This window comes from Mucilaginibacter sp. PPCGB 2223, from assembly GCF_001705515.1.
Taxonomy (GTDB): Bacteria; Bacteroidota; Bacteroidia; order Sphingobacteriales; family Sphingobacteriaceae; genus Mucilaginibacter.
The window spans coordinates 902,665-919,055 of sequence record NZ_MDJS01000002.1 but is presented as its reverse complement, the minus strand read 5'-3'; the positions used below and the strand labels follow the sequence as shown (position 1 = coordinate 919,055).

The following is a 16,391-nucleotide window of genomic DNA, read 5'->3' as shown; positions in this document are numbered from 1 at the left end:
TATCCTTAGCTTATTTTTTAGCGGTATAAGCTTTTGCAATGACGTTTAGCTGTTTGGCATCGGGTGTTTTGGTGCCGTTGTCAATCACTATCCGATAACGGAAAGTGACCGACTCGCCTTTTTGTAAGGTGAGACCTTTTGGCTCGCCGTTGGTAAATGCTTTTTGCCCAAGCGGATTAGCTGCAAACAAGCCATAGCCCCGCGCGTGCCAATAGGTTGGGTAATTGAAATTTTCGGGATGATCGAAGATGGTAATGCTGATAGAATCGGCACCCATCTTACCAAAAACCTTGCACCAGGTGCCGCGCGTACCCCAGGCGGCATCGCCCATTTTACCTTCGCTGGTGAGGTAACTGCCGGTAGGTACTTTGTCGTCGCCGCCTTTAACTATAGTTACGTTGCCTTTATTATCGGTAAACTTCTGGTCAACCTTACTCGGTATCTGTAGTTCGTGGGCCAGGCGCAGGCCAAGCAAGCCATCTTTCGAATCGTTAAAAACGCATTGGGTAACCGCTTTTAAGGTGGTCACCCTATCGATAATGCGCCGGGTTGCTGTCCCGCTAAACTCCAGGCGGGTGGTTTCTTCCAGTAAAACATCGTTAGCCTGGTTAGTCCAGTTGGCATGATAGGCCAGTACGCCTTTTGCCCCGCTGGTGGTTTGCAATATACGGTCGGTTTTTACCCAACCGTATGCGCTTTTCTTTTCCTTTTTAATAGCGTAGGAGTTGTTCCAGAAATCGAGTCCGTTGAGGTTCTCGAAGTTGAACCAGATGCCAATGTGATGCGGGTGATCGGTTGGATCGCCGGGTTTTGGATCGATCGGAAAACCCCTGGTTACAATGGTGCCGTTAGCCGCATGTACAGGGTATAAAACAGGTTTCTCTAAACTATCGGGGTACAAAAAACTGGTGAACAACTTATTGCCGATAACAATATCGACCTTATTTTTATCGGCTACTTTTACCATTTTAACCATTTCGGCCTTTTGGGCCATGGCAGTTGAGCCTATGGCTATAAGCGGTACGAATAGTGTGGCTTTAACGGAGTTTTTCACAGGTGTAATTTAGTAACTATAAGCTTTAAATTCGTCTAAAGGTCCGTTTATTTCGTTTGATCCGAGCTCAACGCTGTCGCCAAACTGCGGGGTTTCGTGTTTTAAGGTCCAGGCTTCTTCCAGCAGGGCGTCAACATAGCCTTCCAGTTTTGTTTTAAATTCATCAGGTAACTGTGCAATTTTTCTCTCGAGTGTTTGTAGTTCTGTCATAATTTATTTTGTACGTGTTATAATTTGCTTTGGTTGGCCCGCTTTAAATCTCCCTTCCGGGGAGGGTTTGGGAGGGGCCTAATATTTAAATACTTTCCCGCCGGCCATTACCTCTTGTGTAGCCTCGTCGAACGTTACCTTTTGGCCGGTATGCACGGCGGCATTAGCCATTATGGTAGCGATAGAGTGGCTGTACCCTGCCTCAACAGGTGCGTGCGGCGTTTTACGGCTGCGCACGCATTCCATCCAGTTGCGGATGTGGTTTGATGTGAGGGTATCGCCACCGGTATTGGCGCTCGATACCACCTTCTCGGTATTAGGCAAGCTCATCTGCTGGAGCAAATTGGCCTGCATACCCATGGCCAAGGCCATTTTTTGTGTCAGGCCCCCTTTGGGCGATACTTCGTTCGTATCGAGGTTGAGCGAGCCGCCGTTGCTGTAATATATTTCGGTAGGATGATCTTCGCCGTTATGCATCCGCGAACTGAACGTTACCTGGAAACCTGTCGATGGGTCGTTCTGCGGACCGTAATCGAACACAGCGGTAATGGTATCCCAGTTTTTACGGCCATCCTTCCACATATAAATACCGCCGTTGGCAACCACGCTGCGCGGGTGCTGCAGGCCGCTGAACCAGTGTACGGTATCAATCTGGTGGCTCATCCACTGGCCTGGCAGGCCCGACGAGTATGGCCAGAATAAACGAAACTCCAGATATTTACGCGGGTCGAATGTATCTGCGGGGCGGTTCAATAAAAAACGCTTCCAGTCGGTATCGCTTTCTTTGAGTAAAGGCACCACATCGGGCCTGCGCCAGCGGCCGGGTTGATTTACGTTCCATGTCAACTCCACCATCGTGATCGGCCCGAATTTGCCCGAACGCACAAACTCGTTGGCGGCCTGATAGTTGGCCCCGCTGCGGCGCTGCGAACCTATCTGTACAATTTTACCGCTCTCTTTTATAGCCTTTAGCGCGGCACGGTTATCGGCCATGGTTTCGGCAAAAGGTTTTTCGCAATATACATCGCAACCGGCCTTTACCGCTTCCATAGCATGTAAGGAGTGCTGAAAATCGGCTGTGCTTACAAATACCGCATCAACCAGCTTTTTATCGTACATCTCTTCGTTGTTACGGCAGGCGGTAACATCGCGGCCCATTTTTTCTTTCCATTGTGCAGAGCCTTGCTCACGTCTCAGTTTCCAGATATCGGATACGGCCACTACTTCAAAGTTCAACTCTTTATAATGGTTCATGAAACAGGGCATGTGCGAACTGCGGTGCCTGTCGGAAAAACCAACAACCCCTACCCTAACCCTGTCGTTAGCGCCAATGATGCGTTTATAGCTTGCGGCACTCCAGCTCACTTTTGATGCCAATACGCCGGCACCTACCAATGCCGACTGCTGAATGAATTTGCGACGGGAATTGTTCATGCTTATTTCAGTTCTTTGATTTTGATACTGCGGAACGATACCTGGTTGCCGTGATCCTGTAAAAGGATATGGCCTTCTTTGGCTTCGCCGAAATTTGGATAGGGTTTGAATTTGCTGATCGCTACCAGATCGCGGAAAGCTTTGGAGCCGCGTTCGTACTCTAAAACCTTTACCCCATTCAAATAATGCTCCACATGGTTATTCGGGTAAACTACTACACGGCCCACGTTCCACTCGCCGATGGGTTTGATACAGCTTGCCGGTTTGTTTGATGGGATGAGATCGTATACCGAAGCCAGCTTACGGTCGCCGTCGCGGCCCAGTTTGGCATCGGGGTGCAGTTCGTCGTCAAGCAATTGATACTCTAATCCTATAGCCGAACCGGTGGTCTGCTCGTTCAGTGTCACAAAATATTTTACGCCGCTGTTGGCTCCGGGCGTAAGCTTAAACTCAAATCTGAGGTCGAAGGCGCTGTATTGTTTGTCGGTTACGATGTCGCCACCATTTTGCGATTCTTTACCTTCGGAAGCCAGGACGGTTAGCTCTCCGTCTTTAATCTGCCAGCCCTTAGCCGGGAAGGCTTCGCCTTTGGCACTGCGCCAGCCCGTGCTTGTTTTACCATCAAACAGCAGTTTCCAGCCGTGTTGTTTTTCGTTAGCGGTTAATTGATTGTGCTTTTGCGCATTGACATTACCGGCTTTAAACAAAAGCAGAACGCAACAAATGGCAAATACGGCCATTGGTACAAATCGTTTCATGAAGATGGTATTTTCAGGTTTACGGGCTAAAGGTAAAATGTTTTTATCAATATCTTAAATTATTTGTGTTATTGATACACTTTATTGCCATAATAATAATACCGGGTTAACATTAGGTATGTCAATTCGGTTATTGATTAATTTGCCTTAGAGTTTGAATAGCTATTATAAAAAGAAACGATTTCTTTTTCGCTATATTTATTATCCAATCTAAAACCCTACTTGCCATGAATTATCACACTCAAATAGAAGCGTTGATCCCAGCTTTCTTTTCGGTTCAGGATGGTATACTCATACTATTCATCCTTATTATACCAATACTTTTACTCGTTTACCTGTTTGTTTCGCTGCAACGAAAAAAGGAACAAACCGCATTACTGAATCAAATACTAACAGAATTAAGAATACTAAACACCAAAAAATAGTCATCAGATTTTGGGCGTTTCCCTACGGGCCGCGTTTCCCCTGCCTGCCGGCAGGCGGGCGCTGCAATCGCTAACGCAGGTGCTACGTCTTACTTCCCCGGAACCGGGTGCGTAACCTTGCTGAAGTTGTAGCTGATGGACGCGCTGAAATTACGGTTGCGCGAGGTTGAGTAGTTTTGCTGGTTAAAGTTATCGCCATACAAATAAGTAGTATAGCTGCTTTGGCCCAGCGGGTTTACCGCCATAATGCGCACACGATATTTGTTTTTGAGAAACGATTTACGGATGGCAAAGCTCGAGGTAACCGAACCGTGGTTGCTGCTTTGCGCCGATGTATTGGTGTAATAGTTAAAATTACCCTCGAACGCGTAGTGACCCGGGATATCCATCGATAAGCCTGCCTTTGCCTGGAAGCTGATGCCGTTACGGTTCAGGCGTGTATTGCCGCTCGACTGATACAAAATACGGCCGATGGTAGTACCGCCTGTAAACTGCATTTTACGCGCCGGGCGGTAGTTGCCGTAAACGCTAAAACTATTGTATGAGCTTGTGCCCAGGTTGTAATAGCTGTTACGGGTAATACCGGTTGTATCGATGGTGCTGATACGCTCTACAATATGCTTGGTGTTTTGCAGGCTCAGGCGTGGGTAAATACCCCAGTTATCGCCGTAAGCGCCAAAACTAAAATCAACCTGCTGGGTGAACGAGGGGTCGAGACCGGGGTTACCGTAGCTGATGGTTTTGCCATCGGTACTTACGTATACCTGCGGGTTAAGCGTGCCCTGGTTTGGCCGCCCTATGCGCTGGCTGTAGCTTATGCCTATGTTGTATTTCTCTTTAAACTGCTTCCCGATAGAAATATTGGGGAAAAAGTTAAGGTAAGGTTTGATGTTGTATTGCTGCGCAATGGTGGATACATTAAAGTTCACGTCGGTGAGCTCGGCACGGCTGCCTACCCTGAACGACCATTTGTTATCCGTTTTGATGCTGAAACTGGCATAACCCGAGTAAATATCCTGCGTGTACCTGAAGAGGTTGGTGAGCCCCAGGTTTTGCAGGTACTGCTGCGTAGCCTGGTCGAAGTTCTGCACATCCTGGTTATTATTGTTATTATGGACGTTTGCCGACAGGCCGGTGTTAAAAGTGTAGTGCAGGCTATCCAGGGGCTTATCATAATCTATCTTAGCTAACAAACCCGTGTTGTTGGCAGCCGTTTGGTTGATCTGGTTGATGGGCAAACGCCCCAACACCGGCTGGTTGCTGCCGTCCAGGTAGTTCACATCCGAAAAACGGTACGCCGAGGCCGTGTTGCCGCTATAGGTTACGCTGGCATCCAGCTGTTCGCCGCGTTTGTTGATCTTCCAGGTATAGTTCAGGTCGAAAACGTAGTTAAATGAGCGGTTACGGGTATCGTTGGCCTGTGTATTGAGGTTGCTGGTTACGTAATTGCTATCCAGGTAATAGGTATCGCTGTACGAATCGCCCTGCGAATGGTTAAGGTTAAAATTGGTAGTAAAGCGGATATTTTGCGTGGTATCGATATCGTAATTGATACTGCCACGAAGGTTCTGACCGTTATTACTGCCCTCGCGGTTAGCATACGAGTTATGATAAAAAGTGGTGTCTAAAAAAAAGTTTTGGCTGAGCGATGAACTTACACCCGTGCTATGCCCGCCACCATACGCATAACTGCCGTTAATGGTAACTTTTTTGCCGTGGTACGAGATGTAGCTGTTCATATTATAATTGCCCAGCGTACCTGTATTAGCCGATAGCGTACCATTCAACCCAACCTTATAGCCTTTTTTAAGTACGATATTGATGATACCATCGCCTTCGGCGGCGTATTTAACAGGCGGGTTGGTCATTACCTCGATCTTCTCTATCGCATCCGAAGGCAGGATATTGAGCAAATCGGTGATGTTGGATGTCATGTAATCAGATGGCTTGCCATCCAGAAAAACCCGGCTGTTGCGCTTGCCGGCAATGGTGGCGTTACCGTCGATATCCACGTTCACCATCGGCACGTTCTTCAGCACGTCGGTAGCGGTGGCGCCTTCGCTTTGTACGCTGGCGGTTACATCGTAATCAATCTGGTCGGGGGTATATTTTACTACAGGTTTTTTCTCCACGATCTTCACCTCGTTCATTTCGTTACCGGTGCGTTTTAAGCGGATTACCCCCAGGTTATGGTCAGGTTGCGAGGCATTGATCTCGATATCGGTAATGAGCATTTTTTCGTAGCCGACGTAAGATATGCGGATGTTATACTTACCAAAAGGCACATTGCCCATTTTAAATTCGCCGCCATTGTTGCTGGTGGTGTTTTTGACGATGCTTTCGGTTTCGGGCGCGATGATGGCGATACCCGCAAAATCTATCTGTTCGCCGTTAACGGCGTCGATCAGTTTACCGGTAACAGTACCCGTATTTGCCGACTGCCCGTAGGCGTTGCCAAGGCATAGCAAAAACATCAGGCAGGAAGCGTAGTAAAGTATTTTCAAAAATTGCTGTTTATGAGATACAAAAATCAAAAAATCGCATTAAAAATGCCAGAAACTTGAACGTATTATTTTCGTTAGACTGTTTTTTTGAAAAAGGATTAAGTGAGGAGATTTTATTTCGAATATCGAATGTTCAATTTCGAATTTTATTCGGGCATCGTTGCGAACGATAGTGAAGTAATGTCCGACTTTCAGGGTCATTTTAGCGTAGACACTGACATTTAATTTTACCCAGGCGCGGAGGCGCGGATAGGCAAGCAGAAAAACAAAAAAGCGCCCTGGTTATTGAGCGCTTTTACTTATAAGGTTTAGTTCAAAAAAATTACTTTTGCCCGGTTGGCGGGTTGCCTGCCGGCGGAGGGGTACCACCACCCGGAGGCGGGGTCATGCCTGGCGCGCGGCCACCATTACCGTTACGCGCAGGAGCGGTAGCATCCGGGTGCGCTTTGCCGTTGTGGCAGGTGTAGCAGCCGATGGCAGCCGTCATGGCGCCGCCGTGATCTTTATCGTCTTTGTCTTCTTTAAAATATTTTTTGTTGATCTTTTCGGTCATGGTCATCATTTTGCGGGCCATCAGTTTTTCGGGTTTGGCATCACTCGCAAAATCGGTTTTGTTGGTTTGTGCATCGCGCGCGTGGCAAAAGCCGCAGCGCTGGCCCAGTGCTGCCGACCACTCGTGCATTACCTTTTCCATTTCATCGTGAGTGATGTTTTTAGGCAATACCTTCAGGTTTTTAAATCCGGGTTCTTCTTGTTGCTGCTGCGGCGCCCGCATGGCGGTAGTAGCAACAAATATGATAGCAGCTGACAGACAGGTTACTATTAATGTTTTTTTGTGTTTAAGCATATTTGTGGCGTTAGATTATCATGCTAAAGTAAAAAAATAATCGTAAAAACATATAGCTGTACAAAAAACATGTTGTAACAAATACGATATTAATTTTTAAATTCTACGATTTTTTGGTGCAACACCTCAGGTTTAAACGGCTTAAGCATACAATCAGAAAAACCGAGCGTTTTTAGCTCGTTAAGCATTTCGTTATCAACCAGCGCGGCAGTAAAAGCCAGCATGGGCACGCCCGGGTAAAGCTGCTTAATTTTAACAGCTGCCGCATAGCCGTCAATTTCGGGCATCTCCAGGTCGAGCAGTATAATATTGTAGGCCGCATCTTTGGCCAGGGCTTCGAGTACCTCGCGCCCGTTTTTGCAGGCAGTAATATCAACGTGCCAATCCTGCAATATGCGTTTGGCAACCAGCATATTAATAGGGTTATCATCGGCAATCAGCACCCGGCAGCCGCTAAGGTCGGCATTGAAGGTATTTTCGGCAGCTTTGGCGGCATTGGCATCGGCCTGCGGGAAGGTGACGGTAAAGTAAAAGGTGGTACCTACGCCGTATTCGCTGTTCACCTCCAGCTCGGTGCCCATTAAATTAAGCAGGCGCTGGGTAATGGTAAGGCCAAGCCCCGTGCCGGCATATTTGCGTGAGCTTTCGTGATATATCTGCCAAAAACCGGCAAATATTTTGGCGGCATCTTCTTTATGCATACCTATGCCCGTATCTTCAACCTCAAATTGCACAGTTACCTTACCGTTATCATTGCCAAAACAGGTGGCCCGCAAGGTTACTTTACCTTTTACTGTAAATTTGAGCGCGTTGGAGAGCAGATTGTTGATCACCTGTATCAAACGCATGTCATCGGCCATTACGTTAACGTTCAGCTTATCGTCAACATCAACCATCAGGTTAATATTCTTCTCTTCGAACCGGTTATAAAAAGGCAGCGCCGAATTGATCAGAAGCTCCTTCAGGTTAACGTTGATGGCATGCAGTTCAAACTTGCCGGCTTCGATCTTATTAAAATCGAGTATATCGTTCACCAGGTTAAGCATATGATCGGAGCAGTACCGCAATACATCAAAATATTCTTTCTGCTCGGGCAGCATTGCATCTTTTTGCAGCAGGCCCGATACACCGATGATGCCGTTTAAAGGCGTGCGCAGCTCGTGGCCCATGGTCGATAAAAAACGGGTACGAGCCTGCATGGCCTCTTCAGTACGTTCCTTCTCTGAGGTGATGGCACTGATGTACCTGCGCTCAAACCGCACGCTTGCCAGTGCAAATATTGCCGATAAGGCAACAGAAAATGCAATGTTAACATGAAAGAGGACATTATACGCCGCATCGGATATTTGATCCAGCGAACTGGTTTCTTTACCAAAAAACACACAGATATAAGCGCAGATAGCCGTAAAAGCGAGAAATCCCCCGATCTCGGCAGTATGCCTTTTATGGTTGTTGATCACCATAGGCAGGGCAAATACCAGCGGGAAATAATACAGATAACCGCCGGCCCTGTGACCGACAATGTACGAGACGGATATTAAAAAAACGTTGATCTGAACAACGATGTAATACTTGGCAAACTTGTAATAACCCAAACGCAGTAAAATCAACACCACCACACTCGATAATATTTTGCCGAATGTTACGCCCGCGCTGATATAGTTTTGATGAAAAAGCTGGATTAAAATGATGATTGCGCTTACGCTGATGGCAATATAACTCAGCTGCTGCATCCGCTTGGCGGTTTCCTTAATATCCTGCAGATCAAATTTTGTTTCGGCAGTTTGATTATTAAGGTTATACATAAAGTTTCCAGTAACGGATGATAGCGATAGTGGGCCGATAAAATTGTAACGGTATAAATCTAAAAAAAAATAATTATCAAATTATTTAATAGTCAAAAAAACAATAATCAGATTAACTAAAAAAATTAGTAAATGCTTTATATATTTGTATGTTAAGCACCCGGGGTAATGTATGCTATTGTAGATATCGAGACGACAGGAAGCCATGCCAGCGCGCATGGTATTACAGAAATAGCTATCGTAATACACGATGGCACACAGGTGATTAACCGTTTTGAAACCCTGGTTAACCCCTGCGCGCCTATACCGGTTTATATACAGGCCCTTACCGGCATTGATGACCGGATGGTGCAAAACGCCCCTTTGTTTAACGATATTGCCGAACAGATATTTGGCTTATTAAACGGTAACATTTTTGTGGCGCATAACGTTAACTTCGATTACTCGTTTATGCGGCACCATTTGCAGCGCGCAGGGTACGATCTGCAATGCCCTAAATTGTGTACCGTACGTTTGGGCCGCAAAATATTTCCGGGGCTGCCATCGTACAGCCTGGGTAAGTTTTGCCGGCAAATGGGTATCGAAAACCTGAGCCGACACCGCGCCATGGGCGATGCCTTTGCCACCACACAGCTTTTTGAGCTGATGCTGCAAAATGACAGGCAGGGCCACATCACAACATCGCTTAAACAAAAATCGAAAGAGCATTCGCTGCCATCAAACCTGCCGCAGGCACAGGTTGACGCTTTACCGAATGCACCTGGCGTTTATTATTTTCACGACCAGAAAGGTAAAATAGTTTATGTAGGCAAGGCGCGTAACCTTAAAAAACGGGTAAAAAGCCACTTTACCAATAACCGGGCCGACCTGCAGAAACAAGAGTTTTTACGTAACATCCATACCATCACCCATCAAACCTGCGGCACCGAGTTGCTTGCTTTTATTCTCGAAGCTGTTGAAATCAAACGCCTGTGGCCCAAATATAACCGCGCACAAAAGCATTACGAATATACCTACGGCCTGTACCGTTTTGAGGACCAGCGCGGCTACACCCGCCTGGCCATAGATAAATGGACGCGCTACTCGCAGCCGCTGTACACCTGCAACAGCATGCTTGAGGGCTACAACCTGCTTAACCGGCTGATAGCCGAATTTGACCTGTGCCCGAAACTATGCTTTGTACAGCGTAACGACCAGCCCTGCCCGCGGGTTAAAACCAAGCCCTGCGCCTGCCAGGTAACCGAAACTACCCAGCGCTATAATAAAAGGGTTAACAAGGCTATCGATCACCTGAAAGCAGCTTTATCGACCTTTGCCATACGCGATAAGGGCCGTACCGACGATGAGTACAGCTATATTTTGATCGAGAACGGCGAGTTTTACGGTATGGGATATGTTAAGCAAGGCCTCGACGGCAGCGAGCTGGCGGTACTCAAAACCCAGCTAACGCCTTATCCCGGCAACGGTTATATTAAAAGCATGGTGGCTAATTACGCGTTCAATAACCCGGAGAGGAAGGTGGAGTTTGAGGTGGCGGGTTGAGTTTGCGAGTGGCAGTGGCAGTTTACCGTTTTTGAATAACAACTATTACAAACGTCGATGACGCGCGGAGAGAGAACTACTCCTCACTCCGATGATGCTTTTTCTTCTTCCTGGTATGCTCTTCGGTTTTCTTTTTCTTCTTTTTGCTTTCGGTGTGCTTTTCGGAAGAAGCCGGTTTATCGTTGCTTTTGGCGCTGACAGCGGTTGTTCCGGCAGGTTTTGAAGCTGATGAGGTGCTTGTTTTGGTACTGTCAACCGGGCTGATATCTTTTACCGTAAAGGTGTTATCGCTTATGCCGTATTGCAGTATTTTGGTTTTCCCGGTTGGTTTGGCATCGGGTCCGTTACCATCGTAAACAGGGAACTGGCGCACCAGGTTACCCTCTTTTATCGAAAAAACATCGCCGCCGCGGTAGGTTTTTTTGGTATTGGTGCTCAGTTTCGGGAAGTCGATCTTCTGGCCCTTGCCGCCTTTAAACTCATAGGCGTAGATATTGATATGGTTGGTGGTATCCTTAGCTTTCGATTCGATAAGTATTTCCGGATTGCCGTCCATATTCATATCGGTATTGTACACGTCGATCACTGAGCCTTCCAGGTCGCCATAGGTGGTGCTGTAATGGCTGCCGGTCGAGTCGGAATGCAGGATAAGGTACGCGCCCGACGAATCTTTACCCCGGCCCCAGGTATATACGTCGAAATATTTACCCGGCGAGCTCTCAATAAGTTTATGGTACCTGAACGGCTGCGGCAATATCGCTTTAACCGCCGGGCCGGGCGGTGTTACCGTTTGCTGCTGTGCGGGTTGTTTACACGCACTTATCGCCGCAAGGCAAACCGTTACCAGGGCCATGTAAAACAGATCGGGGCTTATCTTCCTTACCATTGCATAAATATACTCAATTAAACATCATATCGGGCGGCAGCTCGCCTTTAGGCTTGCCGGGTATCGTCATATATACATGCAGCGAGTTACCTGCGCTCGCAAAAAAGTATTTCAGCGTAAATTTATGATAGCCTTTTTGCAGCAGTACATCGCCGCCTTGTTCAAACGCGCTATGTTTACCATCGTTATCAACTACCAGTTGGTCATCTATCAATAATACCGAGCCATCGCCCGAAGAGGTTGAGAATGAATAGCGGCCGTCATTATCAATACGTATAAAACCGTTATATATTACACCAAAATCGTGAATGCCGTTTTTGCGAAAAACATTGGTGTTAAAGTTTTTAACTATCCCGGTATCTATTTCGGCCCCGCCGTCTATCTTATCCGTGTTTTCGAACGTTCCGTTAAACAACCGATATTTTAAACCATCGGCAGTACCGCTGTAGGTTACCGGGGCAAGGGCTGGTTTGTTATTGATCACGGCACGGGTCACGGCGCTGCGTTTGCCCGATGGCGTGATCACAATGGTTTGAAACACCCTGCTCATATTATCGGGCACCTGCACGGTTACCGGCCCGGTGTATTCCAGGTCTGTTTCGCGCGGGGTGTAGCCATCAATGGTATAATATATTTTAGCTCCGGCAACCGGGCTTTTTAAAGTAAAAGTGTATTTATTCCCTGTGATGATGGTATCGGGTGCGCCAATGGCGGTTGATACACGGTAGTTCAGCCCGGCGGCATCTATCTTAGCCAAATGCACGGGCACACGGGTCTCGCTGAAATCCTTGTAATTTTTGTTGGCGAGGGGTGTCCATGCAATTTCCGACAGGGCCAGCAATCGCGGAAGCAACATATACTCTACTTTGTTATCGGTGGCAATATATTCCGTCCATACATTGGCCTGTACACCCATGATATATTTTTGCTGATCGGTGGTAAGCGATACCGGCACCGGGTTATAGCTGTAGGTTTTTTGCAAAGGTGCGTAACCGCCAATGCCTACGGGCTCCTGGCTGGTTTTGCCCTGGGCATGATCGAAATATACCCCCCCGCTGCCGGGCGTCATAATCACATTATGATGCTGTTGTGCGGCAGCTATGCCGCCGGATTCGCCGCGCCAGCTCATTACGGTGGCATTTGGCGCCAGGCCGCCTTGCAGGATCTCGTCCCAGCCGATGATGCTGCGGCCCTTGCTGTTCACAAATTTTTCTATCCGCTGGATGAAGTAGCTTTGTAATCCTTCCTCATCTTTAAGCTTTAACTTTTTGATCAGGTCCTGGCAGAACACCGATTGTTTCCAGGCGGTTTTCGAAACCTCGTCGCCGCCGATGTGGATGTACTTGCTCGGGAAGAGGCCCATCACTTCGGTCAGCACATCCTGCATAAAATTGAAGGTATAATCGGTAGGGCAATAAATATCGTCGAAACCACCCCAGGTACCCTGTACCTTTACCTGCTTATTGCCATAACAACCCAGCTCGGGGTAAGCGGCTATTGCAGCAACCGAATGCCCGGGCATTTCAATTTCGGGCAAAACGGTAATGTAACGCTCGGCTGCGTATTTCACCACGTCGCGCACCTGGTCCTGCGTATAATATCCGCCGTAAGGCGTGTTATCAAACTGCTGCGGGTTAAAATCGTGGTAATTACCGATCATGGTCTGCTCGCGCTGACTACCAACTTCGGTTAGCTTCGGATATTTTTTGATCTCGATGCGCCATCCCTGATCATCAGTTAAATGCCAGTGAAAGGTATTCAGCTTATACTGGGCCATCAGGTCGATATACTTTTTAACGAAATCGACACCGAAAAAATGTCGCGATACATCCAGGTGCAGGCCGCGGTAGCCAAAGCGGGGGTAATCATCAATATCCACACAAGGTACCTTCGCTACAGCAGCGTTGGTTGCCGGCAGCAACTGGATTAAAGTCTGCACAGCGTAAAACAGGCCGGCTCCTTTGCCGGTAACGGTAATTTGCTGCGGCGTAATGCTGATATGATAGCCCTCGGCGGGCAGGGCATCGGCGCCTGCCGAAGTAAACTTAATAACATGTGTGGTAACCGAGTTATCGGTTAAGGTAACCTGTTTGCGCAGCCCCCGGGTGCTCAGCAACGCCGATGTAAATACGCCGACTGCACGGTTGGCAGGTGTATCGGCCTGGATAAGGGTTTCCTGGTTAAGGATAAAAACGCCGTCAGATTTTTTAAGAGAGACGGGGGCAGGTATGATATTAAGGTTTGGAGCAGCGTCCTGCGCATAAGCCGCAGAAAAACCAAAGAATGTGAGGGCCAGTAAAAAGTGTTTTAGCATTACATTGGGTTATGGAAGTTGTGAAGTTAACAGATTTTGAAAATAAAGTGTTTACCGTGATGTAAAAATTTTATGAAAGAGGGTGAAATATTAGTAAAAAGACAATAAGCAGGCAGCATGATTTGGGCCTTACTCAGCCTGTTTAACTTATATCATTGCTATGACGTGATGGATATCAAAAACAAAAAGCCACTCGATGAGTGGCTTTTGCAATATTATTAACCGAACTTACTCAGCGGTAATTACATGCTCCTTGGCGGCCAGGTAACGCTCGGCTTCCAGTGCAGCCATACAGCCCGTACCGGCGGCAGTTATCGCCTGGCGATAAATACGGTCCTGGGCATCGCCGCAGGCAAATACGCCTTCCACATTGGTTTGGGTACTATCCGGATGGGTAATGATATAGCCGGTTTCGTCCATGTGGATCTGGCCCTTAAAAATATCGGTGTTAGGGTGGTGGCCAATAGCCACGAAGAAGCCGGTAACATCCAGCAGGCGTTCTTCCTGTGTTTTATTGTTTAATATCCGCACACCGGTAACTACCTGGCCATCGCCAATGATCTCCTGCGTTTCGCTGTTGTAAATGATCTCGATGTTTTTGGTATGCTGCACGCGGTGAACCATCGCTTTTGACGCGCGGAACTCGTCGCGGCGGACGATCATATACACCTTACGGCAAAGCTTGGCCAGGTAAGTGGCTTCTTCGGCGGCGGTATCGCCGGCGCCAACGATGGCTACATCCTGCCCGCGGAAAAAGAAACCGTCGCAAACAGCGCATGCCGAAACGCCAAAGCCATTATATTTTTCTTCGGAGGCTAACCCTAACCACTTAGCCGAAGCACCGGTAGAAATAATCACCGTATCGGCTGTAATGGTTTTTTCCTCGTCAACAATAACCTTGTGCGGCAGCGACGAAAAATCAACCGAGCTTACATACCCAAAGCGGATATCGGTACCAAAGCGTTCGGCTTGCTTACGCAGGTCTTCCATCATTTCGGGGCCCATCACCCCGTTTGGATAACCCGGGAAGTTATCGACATCGGTAGTTTGGGTTAACTGGCCGCCGGCCAGCATCCCGGTATATAAAACGGGCTTCAGATCGGCGCGTGCAGCATAGATAGCTGCGGTATACCCGGCCGGGCCAGAGCCTATAATCAGGCATGTTACGTGTTCGGTTTGTTGAGACATTTGTTTGGAAAATTGTGGTACAAATTTAGGGTTTATGCAGCGCTTAGCCAATAGACGATTGTCGGGATATTGACATTTCATTTTGCACAAAGGGAAAGATTATTAACACCAAAGCGAAATAAATATTTTATCATTGTTCTATTAAACCCTATGCCCTATTATGAAATGCTTATGCCTCTCACTATTTTTAATTTGCAGTATAACAATAAGCAAAGCGCAAACTTCCGCACCAAAGATTGGCAAACATCCTATTGTATTTATGGACAGTGTAAGACTTGGCTTACAAGATATAATAGCAGTAAACCCTGATGATATTGTCAGTTTAACTGTTTTAAATACCCAGAATTCAATAGCACAATTTGGCGAAGCAGGCAGAGATGGTGTGATATACATGGAAACTAAGGCGCATGCCCGCGGCCGGTATCGAAAATTTTTTAGTTCAAAATCTACAGAATATGCTGATTTAATTAATAAGGATATTGCTGATTCAACTATACAATATATAGTAAACGGAGAACTAATGAGTTTAAAAAACAGTATAAAAACAAAGAAAACTTTCGAGAGCGAACTTGAAAAAATCACAGATAGTACTTTTGTCAGTTTAAAATTAATTAACAGGAATGCGTTAGTATCTGATTATGGAGTAACCGATAAAGACTATGGTGTAGTGATAGCAACGAAAGCAATCAAAACACTCTCTAAAGATACGTCGACATATAATCAGCAGAAGAGAAACGAATCGATAATGCTGGACTGGCCCGACAGTGAGGGCTGGAAGGTTGGCGGTGATCAGGAAAATGAGCAAGAGCACGTGATCGACCTGGTGCGCAACAATGAGACCGTAGACAAATGGACAGAACTTGGTAATATGACAACGATCAAGGTGATCAAAAATTTACCGATAGATAAGGCTATGGACTTTATGTTTGACCAGGCCAAACAGCATTCGCCAAAGGCTAAGCTTACTTTTATTGAAAAGGATGAGCGAGCCGAAAACCCATGGATAATTTTCACCATTGAATCGCCCGGGTTTAAAGATAACAAGACCCCAGAATCGCAATTGTGGTATATTGTGCAAGGCAAGCAAGCGCTTTATACCAACTTCAGGGCGGTTAAACAAGCTTCTATACCCGATGCCTTGAAAACCAAATGGATCGCCTTTTTTAAGACTGCCAAAATTGTCTACAAGGATTAAGTAGCGTTTAGCATGGTCAATAGGGTACCGATATTTGGCAGTAAACCACTGAAAAGATGGCGAGATAATTTTATGGCTTCACCTTTTGAAGTGAAATTCTTACCCATCGTGTTTATTACTTTAAGTTTGCTACCTTTTTCTTTTTTGTTCGCCGAAAATAGTACGGTCAAAATCATTCATTATGTAACGATGCCCGGCGGCTGTCTATTTTTCATGCAGGCGGGTATAC

Annotated in this window: 12 protein-coding genes; 2 read left to right on the top strand and 10 right to left on the bottom strand. The window is 46.8% G+C overall.

All coding sequences use genetic code 11. The features are described 5' to 3' along the window. Window positions 1-10: 10 nt before the first annotated feature. The 7 genes from BEL04_RS14420 to BEL04_RS14385 all read right to left on the bottom strand — a co-directional run bounded on the left by BEL04_RS14420 (window position 11) and on the right by BEL04_RS14385 (window position 9,037). On the bottom strand, window positions 11-1,054 hold the full coding sequence (locus BEL04_RS14420) for a PmoA family protein (RefSeq protein WP_083227934.1): 1,044 nt from the start codon (window positions 1,052-1,054) through the stop codon (window positions 11-13). Between the two features lie 9 nt (window positions 1,055-1,063). Then, the gene (locus tag BEL04_RS14415; RefSeq protein WP_066005067.1) at window positions 1,064-1,264 is read right to left on the bottom strand and encodes a hypothetical protein; all 201 of its coding nucleotides are present in this window, start codon (window positions 1,262-1,264) and stop codon (window positions 1,064-1,066) included. A 78-nt stretch (window positions 1,265-1,342) separates the two neighbouring features. Next, on the bottom strand, window positions 1,343-2,698 hold the full coding sequence (locus BEL04_RS14410) for a Gfo/Idh/MocA family protein (protein WP_066005065.1): 1,356 nt from the start codon (window positions 2,696-2,698) through the stop codon (window positions 1,343-1,345). A 2-nt stretch (window positions 2,699-2,700) separates the two neighbouring features. Beyond that, a complete protein-coding gene (locus BEL04_RS14405; RefSeq protein ID WP_083227933.1) occupies window positions 2,701-3,456 on the bottom strand; it encodes a DUF1080 domain-containing protein in 756 nt (251 codons plus the stop codon). A gap of 514 nt (window positions 3,457-3,970) precedes the next feature. After that, window positions 3,971-6,385 (bottom strand): TonB-dependent receptor domain-containing protein, encoded by a 2,415-nt coding sequence (locus BEL04_RS14395; protein ID WP_139113049.1) that lies wholly within the window; start codon window positions 6,383-6,385, stop codon window positions 3,971-3,973. Window positions 6,386-6,707: 322 nt separating this feature from the next. Then, window positions 6,708-7,232 carry a c-type cytochrome gene (locus BEL04_RS14390; protein WP_066005060.1) on the bottom strand — a complete coding sequence of 175 codons (525 nt, stop codon included), beginning with the start codon at window positions 7,230-7,232 and terminating at the stop codon, window positions 6,708-6,710. Window positions 7,233-7,321: 89 nt separating this feature from the next. After that, complete coding sequence (locus BEL04_RS14385; RefSeq protein WP_066005057.1) at window positions 7,322-9,037, bottom strand: ATP-binding protein; 1,716 nt, start codon at window positions 9,035-9,037, stop codon at window positions 7,322-7,324. 168 nt (window positions 9,038-9,205) lie between these two features. Here BEL04_RS14385 and BEL04_RS14380 point away from each other — a divergent pair, with 168 nt between their 5' ends. Then, on the top strand, window positions 9,206-10,579 hold the full coding sequence (locus tag BEL04_RS14380) for an exonuclease domain-containing protein (protein ID WP_066005056.1): 1,374 nt from the start codon (window positions 9,206-9,208) through the stop codon (window positions 10,577-10,579). Window positions 10,580-10,655: 76 nt separating this feature from the next. Here the strand turns inward: BEL04_RS14380 and BEL04_RS14375 are convergent, their stop codons facing one another. From BEL04_RS14375 to trxB, 3 genes are all read right to left on the bottom strand, one after another. After that, window positions 10,656-11,465: a hypothetical protein gene (locus tag BEL04_RS14375; protein WP_066005054.1), complete on the bottom strand. Its 810-nt coding sequence runs from the start codon at window positions 11,463-11,465 to the stop codon at window positions 10,656-10,658. A gap of 13 nt (window positions 11,466-11,478) precedes the next feature. Then, window positions 11,479-13,779 carry a family 20 glycosylhydrolase gene (locus tag BEL04_RS14370; RefSeq protein WP_066005052.1) on the bottom strand — a complete coding sequence of 767 codons (2,301 nt, stop codon included), beginning with the start codon at window positions 13,777-13,779 and terminating at the stop codon, window positions 11,479-11,481. A gap of 228 nt (window positions 13,780-14,007) precedes the next feature. Next, a complete protein-coding gene (gene trxB, locus BEL04_RS14365) occupies window positions 14,008-14,967 on the bottom strand; it encodes a thioredoxin-disulfide reductase (RefSeq protein WP_066005050.1) in 960 nt (319 codons plus the stop codon). 259 nt (window positions 14,968-15,226) lie between these two features. On the opposite strand from trxB, the gene BEL04_RS14360 reads away from it, so the two are divergent. Next, a complete protein-coding gene (locus tag BEL04_RS14360) occupies window positions 15,227-16,162 on the top strand; it encodes a hypothetical protein (protein ID WP_066005047.1) in 936 nt (311 codons plus the stop codon). Window positions 16,163-16,391: the final 229 nt, after the last annotated feature.